This window comes from Nonomuraea typhae (genome assembly GCF_009760925.1).
Lineage (GTDB): Bacteria > Actinomycetota > Actinomycetes > Streptosporangiales > Streptosporangiaceae > Nonomuraea > Nonomuraea typhae.
Map to the genome: position 1 here is coordinate 56,374 of NZ_VRLV01000017.1, position 13,022 is coordinate 69,395.

Genomic DNA, 13,022 nt, shown 5'->3' on the forward strand with positions numbered 1-13,022 from the left:
GGATTCGTTCCGCGGCAGGAGGATTGCCGGAAGGCGTCTTTCTAGGCTTGTTTTCTGTGCGAAAAATTACTTGGGGGACGGCGCTGGTGGCGTTGGTTCTCGGCGGAATGTCCGCGCCGGCCGCCGCCCGTGACGGTGTGCCGCACATCGTGGCCGGCGACGAGGCCGGGCTGGGGCGGGGGATCGGGTACGCCCAGGCCAAGGACCGGCTGTGCGAGCTGGGGATGATCTTCCTGGGCGTCCGGGGTGAGCTGGCACGTCATCTCGGGGCGGGGGCAGCGGGGGAGAACCTCGCCTCCGACGTGGCGGCCCGGGATCTCATCGACCGGGGAGTCGTCGAGAGGATCGTGGCCAAGGCGCCGCCGGTGGGGCCGAGTGCGAAAGTGCGTGCACTGGTTCGCGGTTATGTATCCGGATATAACCGGTATCTGGTGGAAGGCGGGACATCGGAATGCGGGGGTGCTAGCTGGCTGGTGCCCATCCGGGAAATCGACATTTATCGGTACATGTACCAAGGGGGCACCGACGGCCTGAACCGAGGTCTGGCCGGCATCGTCGCGGCCACGCCCCCGAACCGCCCCGACCAGCCCACAGCCACCCCCGCCCCGCCTCCGGAGCGCGGCAGCAACGCCATCGCCACCGGCCCGGAGGCCACCCGGGGCGGCGGCGGGCTCCTGCTGGCCAACCCGCACGTCCCGTGGCGCGGCCCGGCCTCGTTCTGGCAGGCCAGGCTGACCATCCCCGGCACGATGGACCTCGACGGCGTCCAGATGATCGGCGCGCCCATCACCGCCACCGGCTACACCAGGAACACCGCCTGGACCGGGACGGTCGCCTCCACGGTCACCTACTCCCTGTTCGAGCTGAAACTGGTCCCGGGCGACCCGGCCAGTTACCTGGTGGACGGCGAGCCGGAACGCATGACAGAACGCCGCGTCACGGTGGACGTCCTGGGGACTCCCGTCACCCGCTCGGTCTGGCACACCCGCTACGGCCCGGTCCTGACCTCGATGTCCGTCAACGCCTGGCTCGGCGGCCAGCAGCGCCAGGACCTCCCCTGGACCACGGAGCGCGCCTACGCCCTGGCCGACGCCAACGCGCAGACCATGCGCGGCCCCAACGCGGTGGCCGAGTTCGGCACGGCCAGGACCGTCGAGGACATCCGGCGGGCGCTACGCGACCACGGCGGCGCGTCCACCTTCAACGAACTGGCCGTCGACCGCGAGGGCGGCATCCTGCTGGCCGGATACCAGGGCGTTCCGCACGTCACCGACCAGCACGCCCGGACCTGCAACACCGAGCTGGGCCATGCCCTGTGGGACAGCCACCGCCTCCCGGTCCTGGACGGCTCCCGCACCCGCTGCGCCCTGGGCACCGACAAGGACTCCCTGGTCCCCGGCACCTTCGGCAACCACCGCATGCCGGTGCGCACCGCCAAGGACTACCTCACCAACTCCAACGGCTCCCTGTGGCTGTCGAACAGGGAACGGCCGCTGACCGGCCTGCCCAGGATCTTCGGCGACGAGGGCCGGGCGCAGACCGCGCGCAGCCGGATGGGCCTGGACCTGATCCGCAAGCGCCTGGACGGCGGTGACGGGTACGGCCCGGCCGGGTTCACCGTCGCCGGCGCGTGGAACCTGGTGCTGAGCAACCGCTCGATGACGGGCGAACTGGCGGCCGCGGACACGGCGGCCATGTGCCGGTCGTTCCCCGGAGGCAGGGCGAGGACCTCGGCCGGCGCCACGGTGGACGTGCGCAGGGCCTGCGCGGCCGTGGCCGCCTGGGATCGCCGCAACGACACCACGAGCCGGGGCGCGCTGTTGTTCGACCGCTTTTGGGCACGGGTCACGAAGTCGGGCGTCAACCCGTGGCGCACCCCCTTCGACCCGGCCGACCCGATCGGCACCCCGAACACCCTGGACACGGCCGACGCCAGGATCCGCACCGCCTTCGCCGACGCCGTCGCCGCCCTGGACAAGGAGGACATCGGCCCGGAGGCGCCGCTGGGCGAGCACCAGTACGTGTTCCACGACAACCGGCGCATCCCCCTCCACGGCGGCCCAGACACCGCAGGCGTCTACAACCTCCTCCACACCACGAAAAATCCGGAAACGGGGCATCCGGTGGTCACCGACGGCACCACCTTCCTGATGGCCGTCCGCTTCTCCGGCAAGCGCTGCCCCGAGGTCCGGACGCTGCTGGCCAGCGGCCAATCCGACCGGGACGCCGGCCAGACCCGCATGTTCTCCGGCAAGCGCTGGCTACCCGGCCGCCTGTGTGACGTGGACCAGGCTCGCCACTAGCCGGTCGAGCTCCGCCTCCGGGTCGTCGGTCAGCCCGGCGTGCACCGGCCCGGTCTGCACGATCGTGCTCCGGGGCGCGGTCAGCCAGCGGAAGCGGGCGCCCAGCGGCTGCGCGCTCAGCGGCCCGGACGAGGCGTCGCAGGTCAGCTGGTAGGCGGCCAGCGCCTGGCGGAGCGCGGGCAGGTCGGCGGCCGGATCGAGCGCCCGCAGCCGGGACTCGTCCAGGTCGACGCGGGCACACAGGAACGAGCGCGGCTGGCAGTACAGCAGCACCCCGACGTTGATCTGCTCGCCGCGCTCGACCCTCGGGATGACCCTGATCACCGCGTACTCGTAGGCGTCCCTGCTCATGACCGGTCCCCTCGCCAGAACGCGCCGACCGAGCCCGGGCCGGTCTTGGGTTTGTGCTCCTGCCGGGTGTGGATCAGCCAGTCGCCCGGCCCCTCGGCCCGCCGTACCAGGTGATCGACATAGGCGGCGCGCACCTCGGCGGCCGAGCCGAAGCCCGGCTCGCCGTCCAGCCACTCGTCCGGCACCAGCGCGGTCACCTCGCGCAGCAGCTCCGGGGTGATGCGCGGGGCGAGGTCCGCCGCGGCGGCGTCCAGCTCGGTGGCGTGCGCGGCCAGCACGTGATCGCTCGCGTCGAACGGGCGCCGCGGGTCGGCGCTCTTCCAGTTGTGGTGGAACCACAGGGCGGCGCCGTGGTCGATCAGCCAGACGCCGTGGTGCCAGACCAGGAGGTTCGGGTTGCGCCAGCTCCGGTCGATGTTGTGGATCAGGCCGTCGAACCACACCACGCGGGAGGCGAAGGCGGGGTCGGGCGGCCAGGCGAGCGGCTCGAAGCCCAGTGCCCCGGGCAGGAAGTCCACGGCGAGGTTCAGCCCGGCGCTCTTGCGCAGCAGCTCCTGAACCTCCTCGTCGGGCTCGCGGTCGCCGAACTGCGGGTCGAGGTCGATGAGCTTGAGCTCGGGCGTGCGCAGCCCGAGCCGCCTGGCCAGCTCGGCGCCGATGATCTCGGCCACGAGCACCCGCCGGCCCTGCCCGGCCTCGCGGAACTTCACGGCGTAGGTGCCGAGGTCGTCGGCCTCGACCACGCCGGGCAGCGACCCGCCCTCCCTCAACGGCGTCACGTATCGGGTCGCCGCCACTCTCTCCAGCACGCCCCCGAGCCTATCTTTCCCCGGTACGGCTCCCGCCCGGCTCCTGGTCGTTCAGCAGCTCGGACAGGGCCAGCTCGACCATGGCGCCGGTCTCCCCGTCCACGATGCCGAGCCGGCGCAGGGCGGCCCGGCCCAGATAGCCGGCGTATCCGGCCAAGACCCGGTTGCCCGCCTCCTCGGCGCCGATGATCTCGGCCACGGTCTGGGTCATGAAGGCCAGGCGGCGTTCGTTGACCCGGCGGGCGACCTCGGCGATGGCCGGGTCGTCGGCCTCGCTGATCAGCCGGAAGGAGACGGCGGCCTCCGTCTCGTCGGAGAAGGCCAGCTCCAGCAGCGTGCGCAGGCGCTCGCGCGGGCAAGCGATCTCCTCCAGGTGCCGGATGACCGCCTCGGTGTCGCGTTCCCAGAAGGCCAGGGCCGCTTCCACGAGGGCTTGGCGGTTGGCGAAATGCCAGTAGAAGCTGCCCTTCGAGACGCCGAGCCGTACCGCCACCGGTTCCACCGCGACGGCGGCCAGGCCGCCTTCCGCGAGGGCCGCCAGCGCGGCCCGCGCCCAGTCGTCCGCGTTCAACCTACCCACCCCGACAGCCTGCCATACGGTGTCGTATAGTCGAACCATACGCAACCGTATGGAGGTGGCGACATGGTGCACAACGTGCACGAACGCGTGGTCCCCGGCACCCCGGAACAGGTCTGGGCCGTGCTCGCGGACGTGAGCCGGCTGTATCCGGCGAGCAGCGGGACGTTCGCGCTGCCGGACGGGCTCTACGTGGGCGCGCCCGTCCGGCACGACGGCATGACGTACCGGGTCGCGGTGGTCGAGCCGGGCCGCAAGCTCTGGTTCGACGTCGGGCGGGCGATCAGCGGCGGGCACGGGTTCGAGCTCTTCCCCGCGGAGGGCGGGCGCACGCTGGTGCGCCACCAGCTCAAGGGGCGGCTCGGCGGCCTGTTCGCGCTGCTGTGGCCGCTGGTCATCCGGCGGGCGCACGACAAGGCGCTCGAAGGCTTTCTCGACAACCTCGAACGCGAGGTCACGCGTGCCCACGCTGGCTGAGCGGTTCATCCCGGCGCCGGACGCGTCGGAGCGGCACGCGATCGTCATCGCCGCGCCGCCGGAGCGGGTGTGGGAGGCGGTCAGGCAGCCCGCGTCCGCGCGGGACATCCCGCTCATCAAGCCGCTGTTCGCCGCGCGCGACCTGGTCTCCCGGCTGGTGAACGGACACGCCCAGCGGGACCTGCCCGCCTTCGCGCCGCTGGCCGAGGAGCCGGGGCGGGAGGTCGTGCTGGGCACCGTGGGGCAGTGGTGGCGGCTCGGGGCGGCCGAGAGCCTCGCGGTCGGCTCCGCCCGCGAGTTCGAGGACTTCGACCGGCCCGGCTTCGCCAAGGCCACGTTCAGCTTCCTGCTGCAGGAGGCCGGGGCGGGGCGGGTCAGGCTGGTGACCGAGACCAGGGTGGCGGCCACCAGCCCGGAGGCCCGCCGGGCCTTCCTGCGGTACTGGAGGGTGATCCGGCTGGGCAGCGGGCTGGTGCGGCGGGTCATCCTGGCGACGGTGAAGGCCAGGGTCGCGACCAAGACCTGATCCCGGGCGGGGTCACATCTTGGCGATGACCTCCTCCGCGAAGCGCTCCATGGTGGCGATCTTGAGTTCCAGTGTGGCTTCGCCGTACCTCTTCTTCTCCTCGGGCGTGGCCAGCCACCAGGGGGCGGCCATGGTGCCGGTCACGCCCTTGGCGGCGAACCTGCGGTAGACGGCCGCGTCCGGCATGACGGCCAGCGGGGCGATGACCTCGAAGGGCCGGTCCTTGGGCAGCTCGGCCAGCACCGGGTCGAGCTGCTCCTCGGTGTAGATCCGGTTGCCGATCCAGCCGTCGCCGAGCCGGGAGGCGCGGGTGAGCGCGGCCTCGCTGTCCCCGCCCACGTAGATCGGGATATCTCCTGATGGGGTGGGGCTGATCGACAGCTCCGGCAGCCCCTCCAGCTTGACCGGCGCACCCGACCACAACTCCCGCAGGACGGGGATCATGGCGTCCAGCCGCCGCCCGCGCGTGTGGAAGTCCTGGCCGGTCGCCTGGAACTCCTCCTTGCACCAGCCCACGCCCACCCCGAACGTCACCCGCTCACCCGACAGCACCGCGGCCGTGGACACCTGCTTGGCCACGGTGAACAGGTCCCGGGCGGGGGCGATGTAGACGTTCGGGGAGAAGCGCAGCGTGCTGGTCACCGCCGCCATCGCCCCGATCGTCACCCACGCGTCCGGCCAGTGCGTCTCGGCGTTCCAGCGCGGCCTGCCGCTCCTGGAATAGGGGTACGGCGTGGCGAAGTCGGCGTAGAAGAAGTGGTCGGAGAGCGTCAGCGTGTCGAACCCGAGGCGCTCGGCGGCCCGGGCCAGCTCCAGGAACTGGTCGGCGGGGACGAACGAGGCCCCCAGCCAGAATTTCACTGGAACTCCGGGATGACCTTGGTGGCGAACAGTTCGAGGTTGCGCTTGACCGTGTCGAGCGGCAGCACACCCTGCTGGCCCTGCATGTACAGGCCGAACCACTCCAGGTCGGGCATCCGGTCGAGCATGCGCTGGATGCCGCGCTTGACGTCGTCGGGGGTGCCGAACAGGGCCATCTCGACGTCGTTCATGCGCTTGGCGTCGCCCTTCTCGGGGGAGATGGGCTTGTGCTTCTCGTCCTCCTTCTTGCGCAGCACCTCCAGGTAGCCGAACGGGCCGAAGAAGGCGGCGAAGTCCTTCGGGATGCTGCGGCCGAAGGTGTTGATGGCCTCCTCGGTGGTGTCCGCGATGCCGACGATCTTGAGGATGCCGGTGTGCTCGCCCAGCTTGTAGTCGCGGCCCTGGCGGGCCGACTCCTCCTGGTAGAGCTTGGCCTTGGCGGCGTGGTCGTCGGGGTTCGGGGTGAACATCCAGGGCAGGATGTTCTCCTGCGCGGCGCGGATCACCGAGCGGTCGGAGATCGTGAACGGCTGCCACAGCTCCGGGTGCGGGTTCTGGTAGGGCCGCGGGCAGACCGAGACGGCCTGGACCTTGCCGTCCTCGTCGATCTCGCCCGGGGCGCCGAAGGTCTTGGTCCACTCCACGGCCGGCCAGCCCTCGATGCCGTCGTAGGGGAAGGGCACCTCGTAGTCCAGGACGTCGGACTTGTAGCGCAGCGTCTCCTGGGTCCAGGCCATCTTCATGATCTTCAGGACCTCGCCGAACACGTCGAAGTTGCGCGTGTCGGAGGCCGAGCCGTCGGAGCGGGCGGCGGCGGCGTGCCAGCGCTGGCCCAGGACGTTCATCCAGCGGTTCTGGTAGCCGCGGGCCACGCCGAGGCGCAGCCGTCCCTTGCAGAACTGGTCGAGCAGCGCCACGTCCTCGGCGGCCCGGATGGGGTCCCAGGCGGGCAGGACCATGCCGAGCGGGGCCAGCAGGATGCGCTCGGTGCGTGCCGCGAGGTCGGTGAGGAACATCAGGGGGTTGACCGAGAACTCCATGCCTTCGGAGTGGAAGTGGTGCTCGGTCATCATCAGCGCGTCGAAGCCGATCTGGTCGGCGTGGACGGCGATCTCCCGCACCTCGTGCAGCAGTTTCTGGTACGACTCCGTGTCCCGCCCGATAGGCCGCCTGGCCCGGGCGTTCTCCTCGGCGGCGTATCCGGAGCCTGGAATCTGCGGGTTCAGGAAGATGGAAAACTTCACCGGGAGTCCTCTTTCCACGGGGCGTTTCTCTGTCCGGCAAGCTACTCTAGAAATCGTAGCCGAGCAATCGCTTGGTTGACATGCTGGGAGGTCGGCCATGCGGCTGGGCGTCACGATGTTCTCCACGGACCTGGCCATGCCGGCGCCCGCACTGGCCCGGGCGGCCGAGGAGCGCGGCTTCTCCTCGCTCTTCCTGCCCGAGCACACCCACATCCCCGTCTCCCGCCGCACCCCGCCCGCCGCCGGTCAGGAGGTGCTGCCGGAGGAGTACAAACGCACCGTGGACCCGCTGGTCGCGCTCGCCGCCGCCGCCTCGGTCACCAGCGCCATCCGGCTGGGCACCGGGATCCTGCTGGCCGCCCAGCGCGAGCCCATCGTCACCGCCAAGGCCGTGGCCACCCTCGACCACCTGTCCGGCGGCCGGGTCGTGCTCGGGATCGGGTTCGGCTGGAACGTGGAGGAGATCGAGAACCACGGCGTGCCGTACCAGAACAGGCGGGAGATCGCGCGGCGCAACGTGCTGGCGATGCGCGCGTTGTGGCGCGACGAGGTGGCCGAGTTCGACGGGCACGAGCCGTCGTGGTCCTGGCCCAAGCCCGTCTCCGGGCCGCCCGTCTACGTCGGCGGCGCGGCGGGGCCGAAGCTGTTCGCGCACGTCGCCGAGTACGCCGAGGGCTGGATGCCCATCGGCGGCAAGGGCGTGAAGGCGGCGCTGCCCGCGCTGCGCGAAGCCTGCGACAAGGCCGAGCGCCCCATGGCCCGCGTGATCCCGATCGGGACCCGGCCGACCCGGGAGAAACTCGACTACTTCGCCGAACTGGGCATCGAGGAGGTCGTGGCCACGCTGCCGAGCGCACCCGCGGACGCCGTGCTCCCGGTGCTCGACTCCTATGCGGAAACGTTCTTCTAACGCTGCCATACTGGCGGCCTATGTCAAGATTGGCGGATCTTCGGGCGGATGATCCTCACCGGCTCGGGGACTACCGGCTGGCGGGCAGGCTCGGGCAAGGTGGCCAGGGGACGGTCTTCCTCGGCCACACCCCGGCGGGCGGCCAGGTCGCGGTCAAACTGCTGCACGCCCACGTCGCGGCCGATCCCGGGGTACGGCGGCGCTTCCTGGGCGAGGTCGAGGCCGTGCGCAGGGTCGCACCCTTCTGCACGGCCCAGGTCCTGGACGCCTCCCTCGACGGCGACCGGCCCTTCATCGTCAGCGAATACGTGGACGGAGTCTCGCTGCGCGACCACATCATCGCCAAGGGCCCCAGAACCGGCAGTTCGCTCGACCGGCTGGCCATCGGCACCGCCACCGCCCTGGCCGCCATCCACCGCGCCGGAGTGGTGCACCGCGACTTCAAGCCGGGCAACGTCCTGCTCGGCATGGACGGGCCGAGGGTCATCGACTTCGGCATCTCGCGCCTCATGGACGCCACCGCCACGGTCGGCAAGGCCCCCGTCGGCACCCCCGCCTACCTGGCGCCCGAGCGCATCGAGGGCGAAGCGGCCGGCCCGCCCGCCGACCTGTACGCCTGGGCCCTCACCCTCGCCTACGCCGCCAACGGCCGCCACGCCTACCGGGCCGACACCTACCAGGAGATCCTCGCCCGCATCCTGTACGGCCGGGCCGACCTGGGCACGCTGAGCGGGCGCCTGCGCGACGTCGTCCAGGGCTGCCTGGCCAGGGATCCCGCGGCCCGCCCCACGGCCGAGGACACACTGGGCTACCTGCTCGGGCGGCAGGCCGGAGCGGACATGCTCAGCTCGGGTGCCCGCGCCGCGATCGGCACCACGGAACCCCACCTGGACCTGACCCCTGCGGCCGAGACGATCACCGCCCCCGCGCCCAAGCGGCGGGTGCCCAAGTGGCAGGTGGCGGTCGGCGTCGCCGGGCTGCTGGCCGGAGTGGCGGGGTTCGTGCTGTGGTGGCAGAGCGGCCAGGGCGACCTGACCGGTACGTGGACCGGATCGGCCGACCACCCGAGCGCGGACCGGGTCTTCCCGGTGGAGATCCGGCTGGCGGCCGAGGGGACCTCGACGATGCGCTGGGGCGCCGACCTGCACTGCTCCGGCCGTCTGGTGAAGACCTCCAGCGTGCACGTCTACGGGCTCGACGAGGTCAAGGGCAAGGAGTGCTACCCGGGCACGCTCCGGATGTTCCCCGACGCCGGAGGGAACCAGGCGGTGATTGAGGTGAACCGCTCGGGACAGCAGGCCGTTACCTATTCGGGCAAGGTATCGCGCCCGTCCTGACCGGATGTGTCACGGTCGTGTGCCGATTGGGCGGGCCGCGTTGACTGCCCGAGCTTGGTTGCTTTCAGTGGAATGTAGTACCGGGTGGCGGCGAGGGGAGGCCCCGTGCCTGACACGCAGCCGCTCACATCGGGGGACCCGCGCGTACTCGGCGCCTACACGTTGACCGGCCGGCTGGGCGAAGGCGGCCAAGGTGTGGTGTTCCTCGGGATGAGGGGCGAGGAACGACACGCGATCAAGTTGCTTCACGGGTCCGTGGGGGATGAGCGGGCGGCGTTCTTACGCGAAGTGGAGCTGGCCAAGCATGTCGCGCGGTTCTGCACCGCGCAGGTGGTCGACGCCGGGTTCGACGAGGGCCGGCCGTACATCGTGAGCGAGTATGTGGCCGGGCCGTCGCTGTATCGCGAGGTCATGCGCACCGGCCCCAAGAGCGGCGGCGCGCTGGAACGCCTGGCCGTCGGGACCGCGACCGCGCTGGCCGCCATCCACCGCGCCGGGATCGTGCACCGCGACTTCAAACCCCAGAACGTGCTGCTCGGCCCCGACGGGCCGCGCGTGATCGACTTCGGGCTGGCCCGCGTGCTCGACGCCGCGGCCACCCAGAGCGGGCGGGGCGTCGGCACCCCCGCCTACATGGCGCCGGAGCAGATCACCGCCGCGCTGGTCACCGGGGCCGCCGACGTGTTCTCCTGGGGCGCCACCATGTGCTTCGCGGCCAACGCCATCGCCCCCTTCGGGCAGGACTCGGTGGCGCCCGTGCTGCACCGCATCCTCACCGCGCCGCCCGAGCTGGGCCGCCTCGACGGGTACCTGCGTGAACTGGTCGCCGCCTGCCTCGACAAGGACGCGCGCAACCGGCCCACCAGCCGGGAACTGCTCTACGCGCTGCTGGGGGACTCGGACGGGGTGCCGGCGGAGGTGCTGCGCTCACCTCCGCCGCACCTGCCGGAAGCGGCCCCGCTGGCCGACCCGGAGATCACCGGCACGGCCCCGGACGTCTACCACCTGCCCGCGCCCGGCCTGCCCGTCCCGTCCGGAGGCGGCGGTTACGGCGGGCCGTACCCATGGGGCGCGGATCGGAGCGAGGACGGGCCGGTGGTGGCCGGCGGGCGGAGCCAGGACACCCAGGACGTGCGCGCCGGCCAGCGGGCCAGCGCCGCCAACCGGGCCGGGCTGGCCGTCTCCTGCGCGTTGCTGGTGAGCGCGGCGGCGCTGGTGGCGGTGTTCGTGCCGGGGTTCAGAACCGGCGCCGCGCCCGCGCCCCAGGCGGCCGGTCCCAGCGGGTCCCAGCCCGCGCTGGAGCGGCCCCAGCCCGCCGAGTCGCCCTCCCCGCGCGAACGGCAGGAGACCAGAGGGCGCGAGGAGCCCACGGAACCGGTGCCGCCGCCCCGGGTGGAGCCGGTGGGCGTGGGGGTGCCGGGCCTGGTGGGGCTGGATCGTTCCGCGGCCGTCAAGGCGCTCAGAAGGGCCGGGCTCGAGGCGGGCGACGTCAACGAGGTCGATTCCGGGCAGCGGATCGGGCAGGTGCTGATCAGCCGGCCGGGCGCCGGGTCCCTGGTGGCCAGGGGAACCAAGGTGGACCTCGACGTGTCGGCGGGCCTCGCCGTACCCGCGCTCAAGGGGCTGACGCGGAAGGCGGCCGAGCAGGCGCTGGACCGGGCGGGGCTGACGGCGGGCGCGGTCAGCCGGATCTGCTCGCCGGAGCCGGCCGGGCAGGTGCTGTCCAGTACCCCTTCGGCGGGCAGGCGGGTGACGGGCGGCAGCGTGGTGGCGCTGGTCGTGTCCCGGCACGGGACGAAGGTGCCGGCGGTGACCGGGCAGAGCCGGGACAGCGCGCTGGCCGCGCTCAAGGCGGCCGGCTTCGCCGTGGAGCAGCGGGCGCAGATCGTGACCGATCCCGGCGAGGTGGATGTGGTGCTCGTGCAGAGCGTGGCGCCGGGCGGCTGCGCCAAACCCGGTCGTACGGTCACCATCACCGTGGGCGTCGCCGGCCAGACCACCCCCGACCCGGGCGAACCCGATCCGGACCCGACGCCCACCCCGTCGTCATGACCGCTTGAAGTCCCAGTCGAGCTCGCCCTTGACGACCTTGACCACCCAGCCGCCCGCGCTCTTGCCCTTCTCCAGGTCGCGGGCGGTCTGCCGGAGCAGGTCGAGGTAGGAGGGGTACTCGTCCGGACTCAGGCCGTCCTCGTTGTAGTAGTCGCCGACGGTGCCGGTGGCGGAGTCGATGTAGAGGTGGCCGCCGTCGTTCGTGGGGGCGAAGGGGATCACCCTGCCATGCCACCAGTCGGGCATGTACTCCCAGCCCGCCTTGGTGATGATCCCGCACATCATCGTCCACTCCCGCTGGATCTCCCGTACGGAAGCGGGCTCGTAGAAGGGGACGAAGCTGAAGCCCCAGTCCTTGACGCCGTTGTGGCGCAGCAGGGAGGCGCGCAGGTCGTCGGGGAAGGACTGGCCGATCGCGCGCTCGGCCCGGGCGATCTCCCGTGCATCGGCCGGCGGGTTCAGCGTGCGGAGGGTCTTGGGCGCCTTGCGGGCCAGCCATCGCTCGATGCGCCGCCAGGCGCGGTCCACCTCGGCCTGCACCTTCACCGGCGGATATTTCACGACCGGAGGCTTTCGCGAGGGCGGCGCGCAGCCGCGCTCGGCCTTCTGAGCGGCGGTGAGCGGTTTGGGGGGCTCCGGGGTCGGGGTGGGCGTGGGGGACGGGCGGGGCGGCCCGGCGCAGTTCGCGGGCGGCGGGCCGGGCTTCTCCTTGGCCCAGCGCAGCTCGCACCCGGCCGTCACGCTGGGATAGCGGTCGCGCAGCGGCGTACCGCCCTCCAGGGAGGCGGCCACCGCCTCCAGCATGGCCACGAAGGACGGCCATCCCCGGGAGTAGTCGATGTGCTCCTGGTTGCGCTTGTCGCCGACCCGGCCGGTGCGCGGATCGACGAACAGTTCGTCGCCGTGGCCGTTGGAGCCGAACGGGATCAGGCTGCCGTGCCAGAGCCCGTCCTCGGTGTTGGCCTTGTCCATCGAGCCGTCCAGGACGAGCTCCAGGCAGTTGGACCAGTTCAAGGAGCTGGACAGGTCTGCCAGGCCGATGTCCGGCGGGAGCTGGAATCCCTTGCCGAGGTTGCCCTCTGCGCCGTCGTGGCGCAGAAGCGAGGCGTAGAGGTCGTCGGGAAGCCTGGCGTCCTTCTCCCAGCGCGTGATGAGCCCGAAGTCGACGGGATGCTTGAGGGCGCGCAGCGTGGCCGAGGCGTGCGCGCCCAGCCAGCGCTCGATCCGCTCCCAGGCGCCGTTGACCCGGGCCGACAACGCGGGATCGACCGTCCGGGGCGGGGCGGTCGGCTCGTCTTCCGGAAGGTAGAGGACCTCGGCCGGCGGCTGGGCCGGGGGCTTGTCGTCGCCGATGTAGATCGGCGCGCAGCCGACGGATCTGGCCTCCTCCGGGGTCATCGCCTGCGCCTTGAGCTGGGCTTCGTACTCCGGGTCGGAGCACGAGTAATGGTCGTTCACGCCGAAGCAGGAGGAGTATTCGACCGCGGCCACGTAGGCGATGGGTACCGTCACGCTGGCCAGCAGCGCCAGCGCGAAGACGGCGCTGAGCACGCGTAAGGGAGGATTCACCCCCAG

12 protein-coding genes are annotated in these 13,022 nt (G+C 71.8%); 6 read left to right on the top strand and 6 right to left on the bottom strand.

Translation table 11 applies throughout. The annotated features are described in order from the left end of the window. Positions 1-56 precede the first annotated feature (56 nt). Positions 57-2,303: a penicillin acylase family protein gene (locus FVE25_RS43695; protein WP_157253421.1), complete on the top strand. Its 2,247-nt coding sequence runs from the start codon at positions 57-59 to the stop codon at positions 2,301-2,303. Here FVE25_RS43695 and FVE25_RS43700 read toward each other — a convergent pair. From FVE25_RS43700 to FVE25_RS54680, 3 genes are read right to left on the bottom strand one after another with little or no spacing between them, the layout of a single operon-like run. Continuing rightward, positions 2,262-2,654, bottom strand: coding sequence for a DUF3037 domain-containing protein (locus FVE25_RS43700; RefSeq protein ID WP_157253422.1), 393 nt, complete (start codon positions 2,652-2,654; stop codon positions 2,262-2,264). The genes FVE25_RS43695 and FVE25_RS43700 overlap by 42 nt on opposite strands. Continuing rightward, a complete protein-coding gene (locus tag FVE25_RS43705; RefSeq protein WP_157253423.1) occupies positions 2,651-3,463 on the bottom strand; it encodes a HipA family kinase in 813 nt (270 codons plus the stop codon). The genes FVE25_RS43700 and FVE25_RS43705 overlap by 4 nt, the downstream gene beginning before the upstream one ends. Before the next feature lie 10 nt (positions 3,464-3,473). After that, positions 3,474-4,043 carry a TetR/AcrR family transcriptional regulator gene (locus FVE25_RS54680; protein ID WP_246268391.1) on the bottom strand — a complete coding sequence of 190 codons (570 nt, stop codon included), beginning with the start codon at positions 4,041-4,043 and terminating at the stop codon, positions 3,474-3,476. 63 nt (positions 4,044-4,106) lie between these two features. Between FVE25_RS54680 and FVE25_RS43715 the strand changes: the two genes are divergently transcribed. Together FVE25_RS43715 and FVE25_RS43720 are read left to right on the top strand one after the other, a co-directional pair. Beyond that, positions 4,107-4,517 (top strand): SRPBCC family protein, encoded by a 411-nt coding sequence (locus tag FVE25_RS43715; protein ID WP_157253424.1) that lies wholly within the window; start codon positions 4,107-4,109, stop codon positions 4,515-4,517. Continuing rightward, positions 4,501-5,043, top strand: coding sequence for a hypothetical protein (locus FVE25_RS43720; RefSeq protein WP_157253425.1), 543 nt, complete (start codon positions 4,501-4,503; stop codon positions 5,041-5,043). The genes FVE25_RS43715 and FVE25_RS43720 overlap by 17 nt, the downstream gene beginning before the upstream one ends. Before the next feature lie 12 nt (positions 5,044-5,055). Here FVE25_RS43720 and FVE25_RS43725 read toward each other — a convergent pair whose 3' ends face one another. Then, positions 5,056-5,904, bottom strand: coding sequence for a TIGR03619 family F420-dependent LLM class oxidoreductase (locus FVE25_RS43725; RefSeq protein ID WP_157253426.1), 849 nt, complete (start codon positions 5,902-5,904; stop codon positions 5,056-5,058). Beyond that, positions 5,901-7,148 (bottom strand): LLM class flavin-dependent oxidoreductase, encoded by a 1,248-nt coding sequence (locus FVE25_RS43730; protein WP_157253427.1) that lies wholly within the window; start codon positions 7,146-7,148, stop codon positions 5,901-5,903. The genes FVE25_RS43725 and FVE25_RS43730 overlap by 4 nt, the downstream gene beginning before the upstream one ends. A 97-nt stretch (positions 7,149-7,245) precedes the next feature. Between FVE25_RS43730 and FVE25_RS43735 the strand changes: the two genes are divergently transcribed. From FVE25_RS43735 to FVE25_RS43745, 3 genes are all read left to right on the top strand, one after another. Next, positions 7,246-8,058, top strand: coding sequence for a TIGR03619 family F420-dependent LLM class oxidoreductase (locus FVE25_RS43735; RefSeq protein WP_157253428.1), 813 nt, complete (start codon positions 7,246-7,248; stop codon positions 8,056-8,058). Between the two features lie 20 nt (positions 8,059-8,078). Continuing rightward, positions 8,079-9,395 carry a serine/threonine-protein kinase gene (locus FVE25_RS43740; protein ID WP_157253429.1) on the top strand — a complete coding sequence of 439 codons (1,317 nt, stop codon included), beginning with the start codon at positions 8,079-8,081 and terminating at the stop codon, positions 9,393-9,395. A gap of 105 nt (positions 9,396-9,500) precedes the next feature. Further along, positions 9,501-11,447, top strand: coding sequence for a protein kinase domain-containing protein (locus FVE25_RS43745; protein ID WP_181019905.1), 1,947 nt, complete (start codon positions 9,501-9,503; stop codon positions 11,445-11,447). Here FVE25_RS43745 and FVE25_RS43750 read toward each other — a convergent pair. Continuing rightward, on the bottom strand, positions 11,442-13,016 hold the full coding sequence (locus FVE25_RS43750; protein WP_157253431.1) for an SMI1/KNR4 family protein: 1,575 nt from the start codon (positions 13,014-13,016) through the stop codon (positions 11,442-11,444). The genes FVE25_RS43745 and FVE25_RS43750 overlap by 6 nt on opposite strands. Between the last annotated feature and the right edge of the window lie 6 nt (positions 13,017-13,022).